This window comes from Pseudomonas lini (assembly GCF_030812475.1).
GTDB classification, from domain to species: domain Bacteria; phylum Pseudomonadota; class Gammaproteobacteria; order Pseudomonadales; family Pseudomonadaceae; genus Aquipseudomonas; species Aquipseudomonas lini_A.
In genome coordinates this window covers 23,803-45,796 of record NZ_JAUSSR010000026.1, presented here as the reverse complement: position 1 = coordinate 45,796, position 21,994 = coordinate 23,803, and the positions used below count along the sequence as shown (strand labels likewise).

General features: G+C 63.2%; 17 protein-coding genes. 11 read left to right on the top strand and 6 right to left on the bottom strand.

The genetic code is table 11. The features are described 5' to 3' along the window. Nucleotides 1–438 precede the first annotated feature (438 nt). Both J2W17_RS30645 and J2W17_RS30640 read right to left on the bottom strand, forming a co-directional pair. Nucleotides 439–873 (bottom strand): nuclear transport factor 2 family protein, encoded by a 435-nt coding sequence (locus tag J2W17_RS30645; RefSeq protein ID WP_307343999.1) that lies wholly within the window; start codon nucleotides 871–873, stop codon nucleotides 439–441. A 68-nt stretch (nucleotides 874–941) separates the two neighbouring features. Further along, nucleotides 942–2,267 carry a spinster family MFS transporter gene (locus tag J2W17_RS30640; protein ID WP_307343996.1) on the bottom strand — a complete coding sequence of 442 codons (1,326 nt, stop codon included), beginning with the start codon at nucleotides 2,265–2,267 and terminating at the stop codon, nucleotides 942–944. 330 nt (nucleotides 2,268–2,597) lie between these two features. Here J2W17_RS30640 and J2W17_RS30635 point away from each other — a divergent pair, with 330 nt between their 5' ends. The 11 genes from J2W17_RS30635 (at nucleotide 2,598) to J2W17_RS30585 (ending at nucleotide 17,854) form a co-directional block, all read left to right on the top strand. Continuing rightward, on the top strand, nucleotides 2,598–3,683 hold the full coding sequence (locus tag J2W17_RS30635; RefSeq protein ID WP_307343993.1) for an alkene reductase: 1,086 nt from the start codon (nucleotides 2,598–2,600) through the stop codon (nucleotides 3,681–3,683). Further along, the gene (locus J2W17_RS30630; protein ID WP_307343990.1) at nucleotides 3,680–5,533 is read left to right on the top strand and encodes a long-chain-acyl-CoA synthetase; all 1,854 of its coding nucleotides are present in this window, start codon (nucleotides 3,680–3,682) and stop codon (nucleotides 5,531–5,533) included. Before J2W17_RS30635 ends, J2W17_RS30630 begins: the two co-directional genes overlap by 4 nt. After that, nucleotides 5,526–6,611, top strand: a complete 1,086-nt coding sequence (locus J2W17_RS30625; protein ID WP_307343987.1) for an MBL fold metallo-hydrolase — start codon at nucleotides 5,526–5,528, stop codon at nucleotides 6,609–6,611. Before J2W17_RS30630 ends, J2W17_RS30625 begins: the two co-directional genes overlap by 8 nt. Nucleotides 6,612–6,678: 67 nt before the next feature. After that, nucleotides 6,679–8,343 carry a DUF1302 domain-containing protein gene (locus J2W17_RS30620; RefSeq protein WP_373460070.1) on the top strand — a complete coding sequence of 555 codons (1,665 nt, stop codon included), beginning with the start codon at nucleotides 6,679–6,681 and terminating at the stop codon, nucleotides 8,341–8,343. 92 nt (nucleotides 8,344–8,435) lie between these two features. Continuing rightward, the gene (locus J2W17_RS30615) at nucleotides 8,436–9,647 is read left to right on the top strand and encodes a thiolase family protein (protein ID WP_307343984.1); all 1,212 of its coding nucleotides are present in this window, start codon (nucleotides 8,436–8,438) and stop codon (nucleotides 9,645–9,647) included. 4 nt (nucleotides 9,648–9,651) lie between these two features. Beyond that, nucleotides 9,652–10,602 carry a bifunctional OB-fold nucleic acid binding domain-containing protein/MaoC family dehydratase gene (locus tag J2W17_RS30610; protein WP_307343981.1) on the top strand — a complete coding sequence of 317 codons (951 nt, stop codon included), beginning with the start codon at nucleotides 9,652–9,654 and terminating at the stop codon, nucleotides 10,600–10,602. Nucleotides 10,603–10,994: 392 nt separating this feature from the next. Continuing rightward, nucleotides 10,995–11,981 (top strand): WD40/YVTN/BNR-like repeat-containing protein, encoded by a 987-nt coding sequence (locus J2W17_RS30605; protein ID WP_307343978.1) that lies wholly within the window; start codon nucleotides 10,995–10,997, stop codon nucleotides 11,979–11,981. Between the two features lie 14 nt (nucleotides 11,982–11,995). Next, the gene (locus tag J2W17_RS30600; protein ID WP_307343975.1) at nucleotides 11,996–14,419 is read left to right on the top strand and encodes an efflux RND transporter permease subunit; all 2,424 of its coding nucleotides are present in this window, start codon (nucleotides 11,996–11,998) and stop codon (nucleotides 14,417–14,419) included. A 153-nt stretch (nucleotides 14,420–14,572) separates the two neighbouring features. Next, entirely contained in the window at nucleotides 14,573–15,808 is a 1,236-nt protein-coding gene (locus J2W17_RS30595) for a helix-turn-helix transcriptional regulator (RefSeq protein WP_307343972.1), read from the top strand. 433 nt (nucleotides 15,809–16,241) lie between these two features. Beyond that, the gene (locus J2W17_RS30590; RefSeq protein WP_307343970.1) at nucleotides 16,242–17,009 is read left to right on the top strand and encodes an SDR family oxidoreductase; all 768 of its coding nucleotides are present in this window, start codon (nucleotides 16,242–16,244) and stop codon (nucleotides 17,007–17,009) included. A gap of 11 nt (nucleotides 17,010–17,020) precedes the next feature. Further along, nucleotides 17,021–17,854, top strand: a complete 834-nt coding sequence (locus tag J2W17_RS30585; protein WP_307343967.1) for an SDR family NAD(P)-dependent oxidoreductase — start codon at nucleotides 17,021–17,023, stop codon at nucleotides 17,852–17,854. 255 nt (nucleotides 17,855–18,109) lie between these two features. Here J2W17_RS30585 and dmpG read toward each other — a convergent pair whose 3' ends face one another. The 4 genes from dmpG to J2W17_RS30565 all read right to left on the bottom strand — a co-directional run bounded on the left by dmpG (nucleotide 18,110) and on the right by J2W17_RS30565 (nucleotide 21,756). Further along, nucleotides 18,110–19,138 (bottom strand): 4-hydroxy-2-oxovalerate aldolase, encoded by a 1,029-nt coding sequence (gene dmpG / locus J2W17_RS30580; RefSeq protein WP_095059605.1) that lies wholly within the window; start codon nucleotides 19,136–19,138, stop codon nucleotides 18,110–18,112. A 10-nt stretch (nucleotides 19,139–19,148) separates the two neighbouring features. Beyond that, nucleotides 19,149–20,075, bottom strand: a complete 927-nt coding sequence (locus J2W17_RS30575) for an acetaldehyde dehydrogenase (acetylating) (protein ID WP_307343963.1) — start codon at nucleotides 20,073–20,075, stop codon at nucleotides 19,149–19,151. Between the two features lie 41 nt (nucleotides 20,076–20,116). Beyond that, complete coding sequence (locus tag J2W17_RS30570) at nucleotides 20,117–20,908, bottom strand: fumarylacetoacetate hydrolase family protein (protein WP_307343960.1); 792 nt, start codon at nucleotides 20,906–20,908, stop codon at nucleotides 20,117–20,119. A 74-nt stretch (nucleotides 20,909–20,982) separates the two neighbouring features. Next, nucleotides 20,983–21,756, bottom strand: a complete 774-nt coding sequence (locus J2W17_RS30565) for a glucose 1-dehydrogenase (protein ID WP_307343956.1) — start codon at nucleotides 21,754–21,756, stop codon at nucleotides 20,983–20,985. Between the last annotated feature and the right edge of the window lie 238 nt (nucleotides 21,757–21,994).

Here is a 21,994-nt window from a genome sequence, read left to right as displayed (position 1 = left end):
TTGCCGGCGAACCGGGCGCTGCGGTGTATCTGCCGCACGGCGTTATCGTTCTTCGCTGTAGGAGCCAGGCTTGCCGGCGAACCGGGCGCTGCGGTGTATCTGCCGCACGGCGTTATCGTTCTTCGCTGTAGGAGCCAGGCTTGCCGGCGAACCGGGCGCTGCGGTTTACCTGTTGCACCGCGTTATCGTTCTTCGCCTGTAGGAGCCAGGCTTGCCGGCGAACCGGGCACTGCGGTGTACCTGTCGCACCGCGTTATCGTTCTTCGCGGGCAAGCCTCGCTCCTACAGGCGAACCGGGCGCTGCGGTGTATCTGTCGCACCGCGTTATCGTTCTTCGCGGGCAAGCCTCGCTCCTACAGGCGAACCGGGCGCGGCGGTGTATCTGTTGCACCGCGTTATCGTTCTTCGCGGGCAAGCCTGAACGCCGCCCACTCCCTCCTACATCAACAAATGCCCCGTCACGTCCCCGATCATCTCCAAGTGCGAATAATCACGAAAGCTGAACCGCCAAATCCCGCCGACACACTCGAATTCATCAAAGTAGCGCCCGGCGGCGATGGGTTGCAGGGGCAGGGTGTCGGTGGCCTGAAGCACGGTGTAGCAGGAGCGAACCGTCGCGATTCCCGCGGCTACGTCGATGTCGATGATGGGGTTGCTGATGACGTGTCTGGTGCGGGGCGTGCCGCAGGGGTAGAGCTTGATTCGCTGTTGCCAGATGCCCAGCAGGGCTGTGTGATCAAGGAAGTCGCCCTGGCTTTGCACCTTGATGCGGGCATGACGAAACAGCTCGGCGGCCTCGACCAGTTGGCCGCTGTCCAGGCATTCGGCGTAACGGTAGAGCAGGTTGCTGATCTGTACGGCGCTGGTAGTCATGGTGATCCTCAAAAAAAACCGCTGGAACCTGACAAGGTTCCAGCGGCGCAGTGGTGTGGGGGAGAGGGTCAGGCAGTCGCGGCCTGGTTCGGTGCGAGCAGCGGGGCGGGGCTCTTCATGTGGTGGCGGTAACGCGGCAGCGCCAGGGTCAGGAACACGCTGGCCAGCACCAGCATTGACACCGACGAAGCCAGGGCATAGCGCAGGGATTCACTGCCCAGGGTCGGCACGAAGAAGTCGCTGAGCATGCCTACGAACAGCGGCCCGACACCGACGCCCAGCAGGGTCATGGACATGACGAAAATCGCCGTGGCCTGGGCCAGTCGCGTGGCCGGGAACAGGTGGGTAATGGCGCTCAGGCACGGTGTTGCCCACCACACACCGAAGAAGGCGAAGGCGCTGTAGAACAGGAACGCCTGTGGCACCGCGATGCTGCCGATATGGAACGCCAGGCCCTGGGGCCAGAGGAAGTACGCCAGGGCGAACGGGATGCTGATCAACGTGCCCAGGAGGGGCACGCCGATTTGCCAGCCGACATCGCGCCGCGCCATGCGGTCGGTGAGCATGCCGCACATCAGGGTGCCGACGGTCGCACCGGTACCGCCCACCACGCCCACCAGGAATCCGGCTTCTTGCAGGTTGAGGCCGTGGGAACGGATCAGGAAGCTCGGGCTCCAGGTGCCGATGGCGTAGCCGGCAATCGCCGCCGCGCCGCCGGTGAGTACCAGCCACAGGAACGAGGGCATGCGAAACAGCTCGACGAGGGTCTTGAGCCAGCCATCCTGTTGCGCCGCGACGTTGCTCAGCGGCACTGCGCGCTTGGGCGCCCGCACGGTCAGCAGCAGAAGCAGGCCAAGGAAGATGCCGGGCGCGCCGATAAGCAAGAACGCGTAGCGCCAACCGTGGTGCTGGGCGATCCAGCCGCCCAGGCCCAGGCCAACGATCGCTCCCAGGCTGGAACCGAGCATCAGCACTGACAGGGCAGTGGAACGGCGGTTCGCCGGGTATAAATCCGAGACCATGGCCACCGACGGCGCCGTACCGCCAGCCTCGCCAACGGCCACGCCGACCCGTGCCAGAACCAGGGTCAAAAAGCTGCCGGCCATGCCGCAGAGCATGGTCATCAGGCTCCAGGCAATGCAGCTGAAGGCGATCACCGGCTTGCGTCCGATGCGGTCCGACAGGCGCCCCAGCGGGAAGCCGAACACAGTGTAGAACACGGCGAAGGTCACCCCCGACAGCAGGCCGATGCCGGTATCGGAAATGCCGAATTCGAGCTTCACCGGCTCGATCAGGATTGCCATCAACTGGCGGTCGATGTAGTTGAACACATAGATGCTGGCGAGCACGAACAACGCGTAGTGCGTTCGCCATGTCACGGGGGATTGGTTCACTGCGGGTGCTCCCGGTTTTGTTCTGGTTGCCGCGATGTTCGGCTTGTCGCGGTTTTTTTTCATCGTCCGTTCAGACCATCTTTGCCGTTCCCGCAAGCGGTGTTTCAGATGCACCGCGTCGTCCTGTTCGCCGGCAAGCCTGGCTCCTACGTGCGTACAAACGATGCGGTATCGGGATCGCCTTGTCGATAGTGAACCTAGTCTTGTCGGACGATGTTTCGCTCGCGTTCAACGTCAATCATTCAGCCCATATTCGCTGGCGTGTCAGTGCTTGCCCAAGCTGCGGCAAGCGATTCGACAGCCTGAAAACAAAAAAGCTGAGGAATTGAAATGAGCGTCTTGTTCGAGCCGGTCACCCTGGGCGAGCTGCAACTGGCCAATCGCATTGTCATGGCGCCCATGACCCGCAGCCGTGCCCTTGCCGATGCAGTACCCGGTAGCGAGATGGTCGAGTACTATCGTCAGCGTGCCAGTGCCGGGTTGATCGTGGCCGAGGGCACCGCGCCGTCCGCGAGTGGCCTGGGCTATTGCCGGACCCCGGCCATTTACAGCAGCGAACAGATCGCCGGATGGCAACGGGTCACCGAGGCCGTGCATGCCGAGGGCGGGTGCATCGTCCTGCAACTGATGCACGTCGGCCGCGCGGCCAGCCAGCACAACAAACCGGCAGGCGCTGCGACGGTGGCACCTTCGGCGTTGCGTGCGCGGACCCAGGTGTTCAGTGACGCCGCGGGCCTGGTCGATACCGACGAGCCACAGGCGCTGAGCCTTCAGGGTATTGACGAGGCCATCGAAAACTATCGCCAGGCCGCATTGAATGCGCGCCTGGCAGGCTTCGACGGTGTCGAGCTGCACTGCACCAGCGGTTATCTGCCGATGCAATTCATGGCCTCTGGCAGCAATCAGCGCAACGATGCCTACGGCGGTGATGTGGCGGGGCGGGTGCGTTTTGCCAAGGAAGTGATCGAGGCCATGGCCAGCGCGATCGGCGCCGGACGCGTCGGCTTTCGCCTGTGCCCCGGCAATCCCTACAACGACATCGACGACCAGGATCCGGCTGCCACGGCGGCCGCCTTGTGTGAAGCCGTAGCGCCGTTGGACCTGGCTTACCTGCACATCATGCGCTCGCCATTGGCAGACCTCAATGCCTTCGCCCTGGCGCGTCAACACAGTCCTCATGCGTTGATTCTCAACGATGGTTTCGACGGTCCTTCGGCCAGTGCCGCTCTCGCGTCGGGCGAGGGGGCTGCCGTGTCGTTTGCTCGTCACTTTATTGCCAACCCCGATCTGGTGGATCGCTTGAAGCGTGGCCTCCCACTGAGCCGCTTCGACCGCAAGACCCTCTACACGCCGGGCTCGGCTGGCTACTCGGATTACCCCGCCTATCAAGTAATCGCCCAAGAGGTGGCGCAATGAATCTGAACGACTTGACCGGCGTCCTGCCGACCCAACCGGTGTCACGGGAACAGACCCAGGCGCTGCTTGACCAGCGCGCTGCCGCTGCCGGGAAGATCAAGCCGGGCGACCTCTACACCCTGGCCGACCGCCTGGAACATCAGGCACATGAACAGGGTGAGCGCCCGTTCCTGATCTACGGCGAACAGACCCTGAGCTATTTTGAGGTCGATGCGCGGGCCAATCAGATGGCTCACACGTTTTATGCCAACGGCCTGCGCGCCGGCGATGTCTGTGCCCTGTCCATGGAAAACCGCCCGGCGTTTTTTTGCACCTGGTTCGGCCTGGTCAAGCTCGGGGTCGTGGTGGCGTTCATCAACACTCAGGTCAGCGGCCGCCCGCTGCTGCATGCGTTGCAAACCACCGATGCCAAGGCGTTGGTGATCGGTGAAGAATGCCTGGCCAATGTGCAGGCCACCGAAGGCTTTCCGGACCTGCCATGCTGGCTGATACGCGACGCGGAAAATCCCTGGACAGGGCCGCTGCCCAAGGGCATCGACGGGCATTTCGATGCGCGCCTGGAGAAAGCCCCGCGCACACCGTTTCCCCGCGATATCCGCGCGCACATCGATGCCCAGACGCCAACCCTGTTGATTTTTACCTCGGGCACCACCGGCTTGCCCAAGGCGGCGCGCTACAGCCACATGCGCTGGATGTCCTCGGGCGATGTGATGGAAACCACCCTGCAAGCCACTTGCGAGGATGTGTTCTATTGCTGCCTGCCGCTGTACCACGGCGCCGCTGCCACGTCGGTGACCTCCACCGCGCTGCGGGTGGGTGCTGCCATCGTGGTGCGCCGCAAGTTCAGCGTGCGAGAGTTCTGGAAGGACGTCGCGCGTCATCAGATCAGCATCTTCCAGTATATCGGTGAGATCTGCCGCTACCTGCTCAATCAGCCGCTGCACGCGGGTGAGCGCGAGCACAGTCTGCGCTGCATGCTCGGCGCCGGGTTGTCACCGGACTCCTGGCAGCGCTGGCTGGAGCGCTTCGGTCCGATCCAGGTGTTCGAGGGTTGGGGCGCCACCGAGGCCAATACCACGGTAATCAACGTCGACAACTATTTCGGCTCTTGCGGCCGCGTGCCGGACTGGAACAAAACCAACCTGCGGCTGGTGCGGTACGACATCGAAAACGACTGTCACCCACGGGACGAAAACGGTTACTACCAAGTTTGCAAAGTGGGCGAGATTGGCGAGGCGATGGGCTTTATCGTCGATCACCCTGAGATCGGTGGCGGACGTTTCGAGGGCTACACCTCAAGCGAGGCCACCGAGAGCAAAATCCGCCGCAATGTGTTTCGCGAGGGTGATGCCTACTGGAGCTCCGGCGACTTGCTGCGCGAGGACGCCGACGGTTACTGCTACTTCGTCGACCGCATCGGCGATACCTACCGCTGGAAGAGCGAGAACGTGTCGACCCAGGAAGTGGCGGACGCGCTGAGCGATCTGTCGGGCCTGGAACTGATCAACATCTATGGCGTCCAGGTACCGGGCCATGAAGGACGCGCCGGCATGGCCGCGGTGCTGATGCAGGAGGGCCGGGCGTTTGATCCGGCCGCCCTGTACGCCCTCACCGAAGCGCGCCTGCCGCGCTATGCAGCCCCGGTGTTCGTACGGGTCACCCAGTCGGCAGACCTGACGGCCAGCTTCAAGCTGCGCAAGGTGGATCTGCAGCGCCAGGGCTACTGTCCGTCCCGTTGCAGCGATCCGCTGTTAATTCGCGACGAGCACGCCCGCACCTATGTGCCTTATTCGGCAGAGGCCCTGGCGCGGGCCGGCCTGTCGCCATTCGTGGTGGCCGACCATGGCTGATCTCGACGACAACGGTCACGAACTGCGCGGCGGCCTGCGGTATCCATGGCCCCAGGCGCCTGATTCCGGACAGGTGCGCGAAGTGGCGCCAGGTGTCTGGTGGTTGCGTATGCCGCTGCCGTTTCGCCTGGACCACATCAACCTCTATCTGCTGCGCCACACCGACGGCTGGGTGGTGGTGGACACCGGCATGAACACCGAGCAGACCCGCGAAGTCTGGGACCGGGTACTGAAGGAAGTGTGTGCCGGCCTGCCGCTGCTGGCAGTGGTCTGCACCCACTTTCACTCCGATCATGCCGGGGTGGCCGCATGGCTTTCGGAGCGCTTTCAATGCCCGGTGTACATGACCGCCAGCGAGTTCCAGTCGCTGCACCTCAAGTTTCCCGCCGGTCAACCACCGGGCTGGGACTTCCTCGACTTCTACCGCAAGGCCGGCGTGGTTGACGAGCAAAGCACCGAGATGTTCGCGGTGATGAGCAATGCCCATTTTCTGCCCGCGCCGCTGAACCATTACCGCCGTTTGCGCGAGGGCAGCCTCCTGAATATCGGTGGCCGCACCTGGCAGGTGGTCATCGGCCGCGGCCACTCGCCGGAACATGCCTGTCTGTATGCCGCCGATGACGGCTTGCTGATCTCCGGCGACCAGGTGCTGCCGCGCATCACCTCCACCGTCGGCGTGCATGCCACGGAGCCATTGGCCAATCCGCTGCGCGACTGGCTCGATTCCATCGAGCATTTGCGCAGCTTGCCCGACAGCGTGCTGGTGCTGCCGGCGCACGAGCGGCCGTTTTTCAATTTGCATCAGCGCCTGGATCAGCTGGACGCCCATCACCGGGGGCATCTGGCGCAGATGCTGGCCAACTGTGACGAGCCGCGCACCGTGCTCGAACTGATGGCCGTGTTGTTTCCCAGGTTGTCGGGTCGTTTCGACGAACTGATGGCGCTGGGCGAAACGTTGGCCCATGCCAACTACCTGGTGGCCGAAGGGTCGCTTGCGCGGGAAGAGGACCGGGGGTGTTTTCGCTACCGGCGTGCTGTAAGGGGAGCGTGCGCTGTTACTCCGCTCAACGTGTTTTGAGCGGATGGCACGGCAGCAGTGTTGAACATTCCAGGCAACCAACCGGTTGCCCTTGAGGAGAATCAGTGTGATCAACAACAAAAATAACTCTACGGTCATGGTTTCGAGCGCCTTTCAGGTCAGCGGCCTGGCGGCGGCGATTGCGCTGGTGTCCACGCCGGTATGGGCCGGTGAAACCTTCGAGTTCGACAACGGCGCGACCATCGACTGGTCGGTGACTACCAGCTACGGCATTGGTGTGCGCACCGGCAGTCAGAGCGATCGCCTGCTGACGGTCAACGCCGACGATGCCAACCGCAACTTCGACAGTGGCAGCCTCACCACCAACCGCGTGGGCGCGCTGGCGGAAATGATCCTGCGTAAGGACAACTACGGCGCCGTGGTGCGCGGCAGTACCTTCTACGACGACGTCTACCACAGCGGCAACGATAACGATTCGCCCGCCACCGTGAACAAAAACGGCAGCAACGACGAGTTCACCAGTGACACCCGTTATTACAGTGGCGGTCGCAGCAAACTGCTGGATGCCTATGTGTTCAGCGGCTGGCGCTTTGACAACGACACCATGCTGGACGTCAAGGCCGGGCGTCACATCGAATCCTGGGGCGAGAGTCTGTTCTACCCGGGTGTGAACGGCGTACAGAACCCGTCTGACGCGGTAAAAGCGTCCCAGCCGGGTGTCGAGGTCAAGGAAATACTCTTGCCGGTGGGCCAGTTCTCCGGCTCGTTCCGACTGAATCCCCAGCTGACCTTCGGTGCATACGTGCAATACGAATGGAAGGGCACCGAACTACCGCCGGTGGGTAGCTACCTGTCGAGCAGCGACGTGGTTGGCCCCGGTCGCGAGTTCATCTACGCCAATGGCCAGAAGATCGCTTACCGTGGCACCGACGAACCGCGCGATGGCGGCCAGTGGGGTGTGCAGATGCGCTACCGCCCAGTACCGGCCATCGAGCTGTCGCTGTTTCACGTCAACTACCACGACAAGAACCCGGCCACCGCCCTGGTCGGCTACGACCCGCTCCCAGTGGGCGGTGGCCTCAACGCCTTCGTCAGCAATGGTTACCGGATCAAGTACTTCGAAGACATCAAGCTGACCGGCATCAGCGCCTCGACCAAGATCGGCGACACCCAGGTCGGCGCCGAATGGTCGTACCGCGACGGTGCGCCGGTGATGGTCAATACCGGCCTTGGCGCGGTGCCGGCCAAAGGCAAGGGCCAGCAAATGCAGTTGTCGGCGATCCGTATCCTGGGGAACCGTCCCTGGGCCAGCCAGACCAGCCTGACTGCCGAAATCATTCGCGTGCAGGTCGACAGCGTCGAATCCGCTTCGGCGGCGCCCAACCTGCAAGGCGTGAACCTGTTGCCTTCCCTGGCACCTCTAGTGGCGTCTTCCGATGACTATACCTACAGCACAGCCGCGGGCTTCCGCACCAAGTCTTCCAGCGCCTACACCGTGGGCGCATCGTTCAGTTATCCGGGAGTTTTCCAGGGCTGGGATCTGGAAGTCCCCTTCAGCTTCTCCAACGTCTTCAGCGGCTCCACGCCCATGGCCGGCAGTATCTCCGGCGTCGCCGGCGACCGACGCCTGAGCGCGGGCACGACCTTCAAGTACCTGGGCAACCTGGAACTCGGCTTGAAGTACATCAGCTACCTGGGTGACGCGGACCCGGTCAACCGTCCGTTCGCCGACCGCGACTACGCCACGTTCTCGATGAAATACACCTTCTGATCGACTTCGCAAGGTCCGGATCGTCTGACGTACCCGGACCTTCAACACAACCTGGAAATCGCCGCAGCGTAACGCTTCGGCATGGAGGCACTATGGGGCTCAAAGGGCATGCGGCCATTGTTGGCACCGCACAATACAAACCGGAAAAATACGCGACCGCGCCCAAGATGTTCCACCTTGAGCAAGTTGCCGACCTGGCGGCCCAGGCCCTGCGCGATGCCGGGCTCAAGGCCTCGGACCTCGATGGGCTGGTGATCAACGGCCCGCATTTTCATGAAGCCTCGGTGTTCGTACCGGCGATGGCCGCCGAGTACCTGGGCCTGCGCCTGAACTTCGCCGAAGTGGTCGACCTGGGCGGCTGCACATCGGTGGGCATGGTCTGGCGCGCGGCCGCGGCCATCGAACTGGGGCTGTGCCAGGCCGTGCTATGCGTCATCCCGGCGCGCATGGCACCGTTGGGTCCTGACGAGGACCCCGGCTGGATGGCCCGGTCCATGCGTTTCGGTGGACACAGCACAGCGTTCGGCGCGCCCGAGGCCGAGTTCGACCTGCCTTACGGGCACATGGGCCAGAACACCGGCTACGCGATGATCGCCCAGCGATATGCCGCACAGTATGACTACGACCAGCGGGCGATGGCCAAGATCGCCGTCGACCAGCGCACCAACGCCCTGGCCAATCCGCAGGCGATGTTCTACGGCCAGCCGTTGACCATCGAACAGGTACTGGCCAGCAAAATGGTCGCCGACCCGTTGCACGTCCTGGAAATCGTCATGCCGGTGGCCGGTGGCGCCGCGATGATCATCACCAACAAGGAAGTGGCGGCACGGTCCCGCAAGCGTCCGGCCTTCATTACCGGGTTTGGCGAACACCTGGCGTTCAAGTCGCCGTCCTATGCCGAAGACATGCTGAACACGCCGATTGGTCCTGCTTCCCAGCGGGCCTTTGCGATGGCCGGGCTCAAGCCCAAGGACGTCGATGCCGCGCAGATCTACGACTGCTACACCATCACCACCTTGCTGACCCTGGAAGATGCCGGTTTCTGTGGCAAGGGCGAGGGCATGGCGTTCGTGCGCGAACACGACCTGACCTGGCGTGGCGATTTCCCTATGAACACCCATGGCGGGCAACTCAGTTTCGGTCAGTCGGCCTCGGCCGGTGGCATGAGCCAGGTGATCGAGGCGGTGACGCAGATCGCCGGCACTGCCGGTGAGCGTCAACTGGGGCGCTGTGACAGCGTCTACGTCTCCGGCACCGGCGGCGTGATGAGCGAGCAGGGCGCATTGATACTTCAGGGAGCATAAGCACATGTCCAACAACAAACCGATGCCGGTGGCGACGCAGATTTCCGCACCGTTCTGGGAGGGCCTGAAGGCTCGCCGCCTGTTGATCCAGCAATGCAACGCCTGTGCGCACTGGAACTTCTACCCGCGCCGGCATTGCACGGTGTGCCTGGAACATGACCTGGCCTGGCGCGAAGTCGACGGCACCGCGACGCTGTACAGCTACACCGTGACGCGCATTGCCACCTTGCCCGATTTTATCGATGAAATGCCGCAGAAACTGGCGGTGGTCGAGTTGGCCCAAGGGGTGCGCATCAATACCAACCTGGTGGGGCTTGATGAAGCCGAAATACGCATCGGCATGCCATTGCAGCCGGTGTTCGCCGAAGTCGACGCCAAGGGCAACCGCCTGCTGCGTTTTACCGGGGTGGACAAGGATGCGGTGGGCCTTGAATCTCTGCCCGCGCTGGACAGCGAACCGGCGCCTGTCGTGTCGCAGCAATCGCCCGTCCGGCAGATCGACCTCAACGATGGGCCGGCCTTGCAGGCCCTGGTCAGCGAGCAGTTCAGCGACTGGAGCAACGTGGTGCTGGTCGATCAGGCATTGATCGACGCCTTTGCCCAGTTGTCGGGCGATGATTACTGGATCCATACCGATCCGGAGCGGGCGCGCCTGCAAAGCCCGTTCGGCGGCACCATCGCCCATGGCGCGCTGGTCCAGGTGCTGCAGTCGCGGATGAAACTGGCGCTGGGCTTCGAGGTCAGCGGCTACACCACCCAGATCAACTACGGCTCCGATCGCTTGCGCTTCCCGGCGCCAGTGCCGGCCGGTTCGCGGATCCATTCGCGGGCCCGGGTGAAAAAAGTCGAGGTGTCAGCGCGCGGCACCCAACTGACCCTGGAACTCAATATCCATGTCGTGGGCCAGGACCGGCCGTCGGTGATCAACGAACTGGTGATCCTCTACATCGCCTGATCGCCCCGCCCCTGTTCGCGGGCAAGCCTCGCTCCTACAGGCGAAGAACGATGACGCGGTGTACCTGAGACACCGCGGCGTCTGGTTCGCCTGTAGGAGCCAGGCTTGCCGGCGAAGATCGATAACGCGGTGTTTCAGATAAACCGCAGTGCCTGGTTCGCGGGCAAGCCTCGCTCCTACAAATCTCTGCGTCGCACACACATCCCCGTCCTGTGCCATTTGCGCCAATGCATAAGCCATTTGGACGATGTGTCACCCCGCGCCTTGCGCCGACTATCCCCTCAGAGGCAAGCCATCTCGATTGCCTCGCATGCCCTGGCGCCTGACAAGAACAAGAGGATCGGCCCTATGACTTGCCCCATGCACACGTGCCTTAGACAGGAGCATTACTCATGCGCTCTGTGATCGGCTACGCGGTTTGCCTGGTGGTCGCCTTGACCATCGGCTACACCTTTTCCCCAAAATCCCCGCCGCAAGCGGAACTGTTGGCCACACGCCCGGACCGGGTGCAGATCAACGGCCTGCTCAATCTGGGCACGCGCGTGGTAGCCGTGGGTGAGCGCGGCAGCATTCTGCTCAGCGACGATCAGGGCGTCAGCTGGCAACCAGCCAGCGTCGCCACGCAGCGCAATGCCACCCTGACTGCCGTCGTGGCACTGGACGACAAGCGCTTGCTCGCCGTCGGGCATGACGGCTGGATCCTGCGTTCGATAGACGCCGGCAGCAGTTGGCAGGAAATACGTTACGACGCCGATCTGGGCGAACCGCTGCTCGGCATCTGGACCGGCGGTGGCGACAACGTCATGGCGTTCGGCAGCTTCGGCAAGTTCTATCAATCCGTCGATGCCGGGCAAACCTGGACGCCGCAGTCCCTGGACATCGACAGCGCGCACCTCAACAGCATGGCCGGTGGCGACGATGGCCGGCGCATGCTGGTGGGGGAGCAGGGCCTGATGCTGCGCACGGCCGATGCCGGTCAGCACTGGCAGACCTTGCCGGCGTTCTACAGTGGCTCGCTGTTCGGCATCGTGCGTCTGAGCGCGGATAACTGGGTGACCTACGGTATGCGCGGGCATGTGTTCGTCAGCCACGACTTCGGCGAGAGCTGGACCCGGATCAACGTGGGCAACCAGCTGCCGTTGTACGGCCATGTGGTGCTGCCCGATCACTCGGGGCTGGTGATCGTAGGCGCCGGCAGCTCGGTAGTGCGCCTGGATGCTCAGGGCGCGCTGGTGGGTGTCGAACGCCTGGCAGGGCTCGGTACGTTGACCTCGGCGACGATGGTCGGCTCGCGGCTGCTGGTGGGTGGCGAGCGCGGAGTATTGCAGGGTTCAGGTGGCAGCGTTGCTGCCCTAGTGGCCAAACAGGCCACCCGGTAAATGAGAGGCAGGCAATGAATCAAGGTAAACACTGGGTGACGCGTTGCGTTGAAACGTGCGCCGACCATCTGATGGCCTGGCGCAAGGGGCTGCTGTTGCTGTTCGTGCTGGTGACGCTGGGCCTGGGCTACAGCGCCACCCACACGCAGCTGGATCCGGGGTTCAACAAACAGATCCCGGTGACGCATCCCTACATGGTCAACTTTCTCAAATTCAGCCGCTACTTCACCGGCGCCAACCGCCTCCTGGTGAGCGTGCGCTGGAAAGGCGAGGGTGACATCTATAACGCCCAGTACCTCGAGACCCTGCGCAAAGTCACCGACGACGTGTTTTTCATTTCCGGGGTCAGCCGCCCCAGCGTGACGTCGCTGTTTACCGCCAATGTGCGTTACATCGAAATTACCGAGGAAGGTTTTTTTGGCGACGTGGTGGTGCCTCCGCGCTTTAGCGGCACCCTCGCGGACCTGGCGCAGGTACGCAGCAACACGGCGGCCTCCGGACAGGTAGGCCGGCTGGTGGCCAATGACCTGAAGTCGGCCATGGTCCGCGCCGACCTGCAGGACACCGACCCCAAGACCGGCCAGCCGGTGTCCTATGTCGATATCGCCAAGCGCCTGGAAGAAATCCGCGCCAAGTACAACAGTCCCGATATCGAGATCAACATTGTCGGCTTCGCCAAACTGGTGGGCGATGTGGTCGAAGGGCTGAACACGGTAATCGGCTTTTTTGTCGTGGCCTTCGTGATCACCGGGTTGCTGCTGTGGCTGTATTCCCGTTCCCTGCGCTTGACCGTGGTGGCGTTGGTGGTGGCGTTGCTGCCGGTGGTCTGGCTGCTGGGCCTGTTGCCGTTGCTGGGGTTGGGCATTGATCCGATGTCGATCCTGGTGCCGTTCCTGATCTTCTCCATCGGCGTGTCCCATGCGGTGCAGATGACCAACGCCTGGAAGCAGGATGTGCTGGCCGGCAGCACTTCCAGGGACGCGGCGCGTTCGGCGTTCTGCAAGATTTTCATTCCCGGTTCCCTGGCCTTGTTGATGAACGCCCTGGGATTTGCGGTGATCATGTTGATCGACATTCCCATCGTCCACGAACTGGGGGTGACGGCCTGCATCGGCGTGATGCTGATGATCATCACCAACAAACTGATGCTGCCCATCATCATTTCCTACCTGCGCCTGGAGCCCGCGCTATTGCGTCGGGCACAATCACGTCCTGCGGGCAGGCACCGCCTGTGGTGGCGCCTGTCGGCGCTGGCCGAACCGGGGCCAGCCCTCGGGGTGTTCGCCATCAGTCTGTTGCTCCTGGCGGGCGGGGCCTACAAGGCTCGCGACCTGGCGGTGGGCGATATCGGTGCCGGCGCGCCGGAGCTGCGGGCCGATTCCCGCTATAACCTGGACAACGGCAAAATCATCAGCAGCTATTCCATCGGCCTCGATGTGATGTCGGTGTTCGTCCAGGTCAAGGGCGTCGAAGAAGGCTGCCTGTCGCCCACCGTGATGCGTGCGGTGGAAGCCTTCGATTTCCGCATGCGCACTGTTTCAGGTGTGCAGTCGATCCAGAGCGTGGCGGATATGGGCAAGCGGGTAATCGCCGGTAATAACGAAGGCAATCCGCGCTGGGCGGCGATTCCAGGATCGCCCCGTGGCCTGAGTCAGGGCGCGCGGGCCTATGTGCCCGATGACGGGCTGGTCACCGACGGCTGCCAGCAGATGCAGATCCTGGTGTTCCTTGCCGACCACGAAGGCAGCACGGTCAGTCATACGATCAGTGAAGCCAAGCGGATCATTGCCGAGATCAGCTCGCCGCAAGTCGAATTCCTGCTGGCCGGTGGCAACGTCGGGGTGATGGCGGCCTCCAACGAGGCGGTCAAGCGCGCCGAAATCATCATGCTGGGAGCGCTGTTCGGTTCAGTCGCACTGTTTTGCTGGATGACCTTCCTGTCGATCCGCGCGGTGCTGTGCATTCTGGTGCCGCTGGCAATTGTCGCAATCTTGTGCAACGCGTTGATGACCATGCTCGGGATCGGCCTGAAGGTCGCCACCTTGCCGGTGATGGCGTTGGGGGTGGGCGTGGGCGTCGACTACGGCATTTATCTGTACGAGCGCATCCAGCATGAAATGCTGCGCGGATCCAACCTGCGCGAGGCGTTCTACGAGGCCATGTGCCAACGCGGCACGGCGGCGGTATTCACGGCCGTGACCATGTCCATTGGCGTCTGCACCTGGGCCTTCGCGCCGCTGAAGTTCCAGGCGGACATGGGTGTGTTGCTGTCGTTCATGTTCCTGGTCAACGTGCTGGGGGCGATTTTCCTCTTGCCGGCGCTGGCGGCCTGGTTCAATCGCGGTCGACCGTTGGTCAGCGAACGGCCACGCCAGCACCCGGCACCACAAGGCCGGTTTGAGCTGAAAAAAAGCCCGGCTGCGCGTGATTCTCAATAGCGAAAAAATAAACCTGTCGGGCCTATTGTGGAGTAGGCAGGCGACAGGGAAACTGAGGCGCGGGCCCTGTTTTCAGGGCCCCCGCAGGCCACTAGCCGAAAATATAAAAATAACAAGGGAAGGGCACCGTCCTTACCCGAGCGAGGAAAGACTATGCAAGATAGTGTCCTGACCCCGGAAGTCCTGGCGAGCCTTGGCCTGGATCTCACGCGCTACAACGAGTTGGTGGGTGAAATCTACGACGGCGCCCTCGATCCGAAACTGATGGCCCACGCCCTCAGAAGCTTTCTCAAACTCTACGAGGCCAACTACGTCACGCTGATCCTGCGGGTGCCGGACCAACCCGATACGGGCGTGATGATCCTCGTTGGCGATCGCGAAGGTGCCGGTGACGTCTGCTACATGACTTACCCGCAGACCAATACGCCGTTCGCCAACCAGCCACTGGACAAGGTGTTCACCGTCGATGACATCATGAGCTCCACGGAGTGGGAACACAGCGCCTACTTCAAGGCGTTCTGCGGTCCCAACGATGTGTATCACGTGATGTGTGCGGACATTTCCACCCCGGACGGCGGCAAACTGCGCTTTCGCGCTACCCGCCCGAAACACGCCCCCAACTTCTGCGCCAACGAGCGGGCGCTGTGCGCCAGTTTCCTGCCACACCTGCGCCGCGCCTCGCAATTGCATAACCTGCTGGACCGCAGCGAATCGCTGAGCGGGCTGTACTCCCAGGCCATCAGCCGGTTATCGGTGGCGACCCTGGTGCTCGACGAGAGCGGCAGCGTATTGCAGATCAACCCGGTGGCCCAGGAAATTCTCGCCCGTTCCGATGGTCTGAAACTGGTGGGCGGACGCCTGGAGGCGACCTATCCAAGTGACAACCGTGAACTGCAACGCCTGATTCGCGGCGCGTTCTGCCCGGATGCGCCGAAAAGTGCCGAGGCCATGTCGGTGACGCGGCCTTCAGGTCTGGTCAACCTCGGTGTGGTGGTCGAATCTATTCCGTCCCTGGACTGGGCCGAGGAGAAGGGCCAACCGACGGCGTTGGTGTACATCCGCGATGCGTCGAGCAAATCCCTGGCCAGCGAAGTGGTGACCAAGCAGCTGTTCAACCTGACCAAGGCCGAAACCGCCCTGGCCATGGAACTGGCCAACGGCCTGTCCCTGGAAGAAGCGGCCGAGGCCCTGAATATCCGGCGTAACACCGCGCGGGCGCACTTGCGCTCGATCTTCTCCAAGACCGGGGTGCGACGCCAGACCGAGCTGGTGCGCATCATGCTCAACAGCGTGGTGGCCTTGGGTAAACCCAAGCTGGTGTTGAAAGTGGGTGAGAAAATCAAGATCCCGCCACTGAAACTGGCCGTGCCCATCTATCGCCAGGCCTGAGCCCGTTTTGCTGTAGGAACCAGGCTTGCCGGCGAAGAACGGTGACGCGGTGTTACAGATACACCTCAGTGCCTGGTTCGCTGTAGGAGCCAGGCTTGCCGGCGAAGAACGATAACGCGGTGTGTCAGATACACCTCAGTGCCTGGTTCGCGGGCAAGCCTCGCTCCTACAGGCGAAGAACGATAACGCGGTGTGTCAGATACACCTCAGTGCCTGGTTCGCGGGCAAGCCTCGCTCCTACAGGCGAAGAACGATAACGCGGTGTGTCAGATACACCTCAGTGCCTGGTTCGCGGGTAAGTCGGGTCGCCGCACCGCTCGCTCCTACAGGCGAAGAGCGGTGACGCGGTGTTACAGGCACACGTAGTCCGCACAGACGATGCCGTCGCGTGATAGCCCTGTCGATACTGGGGGACCTATCACGGAGAATCACCATGCCAATTACAGCCATTACCGGGAGTGCCTCGGGAATTGGGGCCGCCGTATCTGCCGCCATGCGCGCCGCCGGGCACCATGTCATCGGTATCGATCGCAGCAACGCCGAAGTGGTCGCGGACCTGTCCACCCCCCAGGGGCGTGACGCGGCCATCGCGCAAGTGCTTGAACTCAGCGGCGGGGTGCTCGACGGGCTGATCTGCTGCGCCGGGGTCGGTGTCACGGCGCCGACCTGCGGCTTGATCCCGGCGGTCAATTACTTTGGCGTCAGCCAGTTGCTCGACGGCCTGCAAGGTGCGTTGGCCAAGGGGCAACAACCGGCGGCGCTGGTGATCGGCTCGGTGGCGGCGACGCATTCGGGGGCTGACGGCCAGCCGATGATTGACGCGATGCTCGCAGGTGATGAAGATCAGGCGATCGCGTTGGCCAACTCCCTCGACCAGCCTCACGTCGCCTATGCCGCCTCTAAATACGCCATCAGTCACCATGCTCGCAACCTGGCCATGAACTGGGGCAAGCAGGGCATGCGCTTGAATGTGGTGGCGCCGGGCGCGGTAGAAACCCCGTTGCACCGGGCTTCGCTGGAAGATGCACGGTTTGGCCAGGCAACCCGCGATTTCGTCGCGCCCCTGGGCCGCTCAGGGCGCCCGGATGAGCTCGCCGCAGTGGTGGCCTTCCTGCAATCGCCACAAGCGTCGTTTGTCCATGGCAGCGTGGTGTTCGTCGATGGCGGTATGGACGCCATGGTCCGCGCCTCGCGCTTCTAAAAGGAATCCTCATGAACAAGGTGGCATTCATCACTGGCGCCAGCCGTGGAATTGGCCGCGAGGCGGCGCTGGCGTTCGCCCGCGCCGGTTTCGACCTGGCGATCAGCGCCCGTACCCTCAACGAGGGTGAACAACATGAACATGCCTTGCGCGATGCTGCCGGGGCACCGCTGGCCGGCAGCCTCAACGGAACAGCCCAAGCGTTACGCGAACTCGGTTGCCGGGTACTCGTGGTGCCGATGGACCTGCTCGACAGCGCTTCGGCCCTGGCTGCCTGCGAGGCGGTGCTGGCCGAGTACGGGCGCATCGACGTGCTGATCAACAACGCGATCTACCAAGGCAGTGACCTCAACGCCGGGTTCATGGACCTGCAAGCCCAGACCCTGGAGCGGATGTTCCAGGGCTACATCCTTACCCCCTTTCTGTTGACTCGGGCGGTGGCCGAACACATGGTGGCGCGCGGCGGCGGGGTGGTGATCAACGTCACCTCCGGCGCCGGCGAAAGCGACCCACCGGTGGCGGCGGGCAAGGGTGGCTGGGGTTATGCCTACGGCGCGGGCAAGGCGGCGGTGTCGCGACTGTCCGGGGTGCTAACTACGGAGTTGGGTGAGGCCGGCGTTCGCGCCTATACCCTCAATCCGGGAGTAGTCACCACCGAAGCCCTCAAGGCCACCATCGGCGACAAAGGCCTGATCGCCCTGCGCGCCGGCAGTGCCCCACCTCACGTTCCGGCGGCCGTGATGCTGTGGCTGGCCACCGCCGAACAGGCGCCAGGGTTTCAATGCCGGACCATCGCCGCGCAGCCGTTTGCGTTGGAACACGGCATCGTCGCCGATTGGCGTTAACCCGAAGAACGATGCACCGCAGCGCCTGGCTCCTGTAGGAGCCAGGGTTGCCGGTGAAGAGCGATAACGCGGTGTGTCAGATAAACCGCAGTGCCTGGTTCGCGGGCACGCCTCGCTCCTACAGGCGAAGAACGATAACGTGATCTAACAGATGCACCCCAGCGCCCGGTTCGAGGGCACGTCGGATCGCCGCACCGCTCGCTCCTACAAGGGGGGTATCGACCGTTCCCGCATGACCGGAACGATCGTTGGTCTTTAGGCCTGCCGGCGCTGCCGGGCGAGGGTCATGGCGGTGTCTTCGATCATGTCTTCCTGGCCACCGACCATGCCGCGACGCCCCATTTCCACGAGGATTTCCCGGGCCGACACGCCATATTTCTTCTCGGCGCGCTTGGCGAACAGCAGGAACGAACCGTAGACCCCGGCGTAGCCCATGGTCAGGGCATCGCGGTCGCTGCGGATAGGGAAGTCCATGATTGGCACAACTAAATCTTCGGCGACGTCCTGGATGCCGAACACGCTGACGCCGGTGTCGATGCCCATGCGGTCGCAGACCGCCACCAGTACCTCCATCGGCGTGTTGCCGGCACCGGCACCGAGGCCCGCGCAGGCGGCGTCTATACGGTTAGCCCCGGCGGCAATCGCGGCGATTGAGTTGGACACGCCCATCGACAGATTGTGGTGGCCATGAAAGCCTATCTCGGTTTCCGGTTTGAGGGCCGCGCGCATCGCCGCCACACGGGCGCTCACATCGTGCGGCAGCAGGTAGCCCGCCGAGTCGGTCAGGTAGATGCAGTTGGCGCCGTAGCTTTCCATCAGCAAGCCTTGCTTGACCAGGCCTTCGGGGCTGTTCATGTGGGCCATCATCAGAAAACCGACGGTGTCCATGCCCAGGCCGCGGGCGTGGGAAATGTGCTGTTCGCTGACATCGGCCTCGGTGCAATGGGTGGCCACGCGAATGGTGTTGACCCCCAGTTCATGGGCCATTTTCAGGTGATCGACAGTGCCGATGCCCGGCAACAGTAGCGCCGAGACCTTGGCCTTTTTCATCAACGGGATCACCGCCGACAGATACTCCTCGTCGGTGTGGGCCGGGAAGCCGTAGTTCACCGAGCTGCCACCCAGGCCGTCGCCATGAGTGACTTCGATCAGCGGCACGCCGGCCGCGTCGAGGCCGCAGGCGATGTCTTTCATCTGCTGCAGGCTGATCTGGTGGCGTTTGGGGTGCATGCCATCGCGCAGGCACATGTCGTGAACGGTAATGCTCTTGCCGCGAAGATCCATGGTCGGCTCCTTATGCGTGGGCGGTTTGGGCGGTGGCGGTCAGCACAAGCTCGCCCTTGAGGATTTCCTCGGCGAACATCTCGGCGGTGCGCGCTGCGGCGGCGGTCATGATGTCGAGGTTGCCAGCGTACTTGGGCAAATAGTCGCCCAGGCCTTCGACTTCCATGAAGATCGACACCCGATTGCCGTCGAATACCGGGCCGTTGACCAGCCTGTAGCCGGGCACATAGCGTTGCACTTGCTCGATCATGGCCTCGATGGCGGCGGAGATCGCCGGCTGGTCGGGCTCGCTGGCGGTCAGGCAGTGCACGGTGTCGCGCATCATCAGCGGTGGCTCGGCAGGGTTGATGATGATGATCGCCTTGCCTTTCTTCGCGCCGCCGACCTTTTCCACTGCGCTGGCGGTGGTGCGGGTGAACTCGTCGATGTTTTTCCGGGTGCCGGGACCGACCGATTTGGAGGCGGCGGTGGCAATGATTTCGGCGTACTCCACCGGTTGCACGCTGGACACCGCCGCCACCAGCGGAATGGTGGCCTGGCCACCGCAGGTGACCATGTTGACGTTCATCACGCCCAGGCCCAGTTGGGCCTTGAGGTTGACGGGCGGCACGCAGTACGGACCGATGGCCGCCGGGGTCAGGTCGATCATCAACACGCCCAAGGCATTGAGCTTGCGCGAGTTCTGCGCGTGCACGTAGGCCGAGGTGGCGTCGAAGGCGATCTGGATCTGGTCTTCGAGGACATGGGGCAGCAGGCCGTCAACGCCATCGGCGGTGGTTTTCAGGCCCAGTTCGCGAGCCCGTACCAGCCCTTCGGAGGAGGCGTCGATGCCCACCATCCACACCGGTTCCAGCACCTCGCTGCGCATCAGTTTGTACAGCAGGTCAGTGCCGATGTTGCCCGGCCCGATCAGCGCGCATTTGATCTTTTTGCTCATGGTCTTTGGCTCCAGGAGGGAAAGGGGTTATCAAGGGGTTATCAAGGGACGAAGCGCAGGCTGGCTTCACCGAGCCCGGTCATTGACAGGCTGATACGGTCACCGGCCACCACCGGGACCAGCGGCGCCAGGGCGCCGGAGAGAATGATTTCGCCCCGGCGGAACGGAATGCCCAGCTCGCCCAGGGTATTGGCCAGCCAGGCCACGGCCTCACAAGGGTGACCTTGCACCGCCGAGCCCAGGCCCGAGCCTGCGGGCTGGCCGTTTTTCAGCAGTTGCATGTGCACCGCGGCGAGGTCCAGCGAACGCGGGTCGATGCGCTGAGTACCAAGGGCGAACACGCCACAGGACGCGTTATCGGCCACGGTGTCCTGGATGCGGATCTGCCAGTCGTCGATCCGCGAGTCGACGATCTCGAAGCATGGCGCCACCGATTGGGTGGCGGCCAGCACGTCTTCGGCGCTGATGCCCGGGCCTTGTAAGTCTTCGCCGAGGATAAACGCGATTTCGCCTTCGGCCCGGGGCTGGATCAAGTTGTAGCGGGCCAGGCTGACATCGCTGTCATCGTCGACCTGCATGGCATTGGTGAGGAAACCGAAGTCCGGTTGGTGGACATCGAGCATTTCCTGAACGGCACGGCTGGTGACCCCGATTTTTTTGCCGATCACCCGCTCGCCAAGGGCTTCGCGGCGTAGCAGGAACTGCAGGGAAATCCGGTACGCCTGCTCCAGAGTGATGTGCGGGTAGCGTCGGGTCAGGGGCGCCAGTGTCTGGCGGCTGCGCAGTGCGTTGAACAGCTCATCACCGAGCGCGTTGATCAAATGGGCGTCCATGGGAGGGCTCCAGATGGGTGGGAAGAAAAAAAGCCCGCCCCGACATCAACAGGGACGGACCCAAAGGAGTGGGTTCAGCCGGGCCAGACCGACGAGTCGGCACCGCCATCGACATCAATGATCTTGCCGGTCACCCAGGCCGAAGCGGGGCTGGCCAGGTACAGCGCGGCGGCGGCGATGTCTTGCGGGGTGCCCAGGCATTTGAGCGGGGTGTTGGTTTCCATGACCTGGCGCATGGCGGCCGGCATCACGCCGTTCAGCGCCTCGGTCAGGGTCGGGCCGGGGGCGACGGCGTTGACCCGGATCTGCGGCGCGAAGTCCTGGGCCAGCAAGCGGGTCAGATGGCTGAGCGCGGCCTTGGCCGTACCATAGGCGCTGAAATGGCGCTGGGCATAACGCGCCGCCACCGAGCTGATATTGATGATGTTGCCGCCACCGGCCTCGCGCATCAGCGGCACGCACAGCTGGCAGAAGGCGTAGCTGGTGGCGACGTTGAAGTTCAGCACCTCGGCGAATTGCTCAGGGGTCAGGGCCAGCGGATCGTTGGGCCCGCCCCCGCCGACGTTGTTCACCAGGTGAGTGATGCGACCCATGTTCTCAACGCCATGGCGCACCAGCGCCTGGCGTTGCTCGGCATCGTTGACGTCGCAGGCGAACGCCAGGGCGCGTCGGCCCAGGCGACGCACTTCTTCGGCCACGGCCTGTACCTCGTCCAGCGAACGCGCCGAGCATACGACATCGGCACCGGCTTCGGCATACGCCAGGGCAATCGACCGACCGATACCCCGGCCGCTGCCGGTGACTATGGCGACGCTGCCGTCCATTTGGAAACGCTGCAAAATACTCATGGGCCCTTGCTCCGTGGGGTCGATGGTTGATGGATTGAATATCGCTGCAACGGCCGGTGACAGCATCGTCTCAACGGACTAGCGCCGCGGGTGCCGCGGTCTTCGCCTGTAGGAGCCAGGCTTGCCGGCGAACCGGGCACTGCGGTGTATCTGTCGCACCGCGTTATCGTTCTTCGCCTGTAGGAGCCAGGCTTGCCGGCGAACCGGGCACTGCGGTGTATCTGTCGCACCGCGTTAT

What these genes read in the sequence shown, in the direction of transcription:
- J2W17_RS30570 (WP_307343960.1), bottom strand. Translation starts at nt 20,908, where the DNA reads ATGGACGCCCATTTGATCAACGCGCTCGGTGATGAGCTGTTCAACGCA.
- J2W17_RS30595 (WP_307343972.1), top strand. Translation starts at nt 14,573, where the DNA reads ATGCAAGATAGTGTCCTGACCCCGGAAGTCCTGGCGAGCCTTGGCCTG.
- J2W17_RS30645 (WP_307343999.1), bottom strand. Translation starts at nt 873, where the DNA reads ATGACTACCAGCGCCGTACAGATCAGCAACCTGCTCTACCGTTACGCC.
- J2W17_RS30610 (WP_307343981.1), top strand. Translation starts at nt 9,652, where the DNA reads ATGTCCAACAACAAACCGATGCCGGTGGCGACGCAGATTTCCGCACCG.
- J2W17_RS30590 (WP_307343970.1), top strand. Translation starts at nt 16,242, where the DNA reads ATGCCAATTACAGCCATTACCGGGAGTGCCTCGGGAATTGGGGCCGCC.
- J2W17_RS30605 (WP_307343978.1), top strand. Translation starts at nt 10,995, where the DNA reads ATGCGCTCTGTGATCGGCTACGCGGTTTGCCTGGTGGTCGCCTTGACC.
- J2W17_RS30625 (WP_307343987.1), top strand. Translation starts at nt 5,526, where the DNA reads ATGGCTGATCTCGACGACAACGGTCACGAACTGCGCGGCGGCCTGCGG.
- J2W17_RS30630 (WP_307343990.1), top strand. Translation starts at nt 3,680, where the DNA reads ATGAATCTGAACGACTTGACCGGCGTCCTGCCGACCCAACCGGTGTCA.
- J2W17_RS30635 (WP_307343993.1), top strand. Translation starts at nt 2,598, where the DNA reads ATGAGCGTCTTGTTCGAGCCGGTCACCCTGGGCGAGCTGCAACTGGCC.
- J2W17_RS30575 (WP_307343963.1), bottom strand. Translation starts at nt 20,075, where the DNA reads ATGAGCAAAAAGATCAAATGCGCGCTGATCGGGCCGGGCAACATCGGC.
- J2W17_RS30565 (WP_307343956.1), bottom strand. Translation starts at nt 21,756, where the DNA reads ATGAGTATTTTGCAGCGTTTCCAAATGGACGGCAGCGTCGCCATAGTC.
- dmpG (WP_095059605.1), bottom strand. Translation starts at nt 19,138, where the DNA reads ATGGATCTTCGCGGCAAGAGCATTACCGTTCACGACATGTGCCTGCGC.
- J2W17_RS30600 (WP_307343975.1), top strand. Translation starts at nt 11,996, where the DNA reads ATGAATCAAGGTAAACACTGGGTGACGCGTTGCGTTGAAACGTGCGCC.
- J2W17_RS30585 (WP_307343967.1), top strand. Translation starts at nt 17,021, where the DNA reads ATGAACAAGGTGGCATTCATCACTGGCGCCAGCCGTGGAATTGGCCGC.
- J2W17_RS30615 (WP_307343984.1), top strand. Translation starts at nt 8,436, where the DNA reads ATGGGGCTCAAAGGGCATGCGGCCATTGTTGGCACCGCACAATACAAA.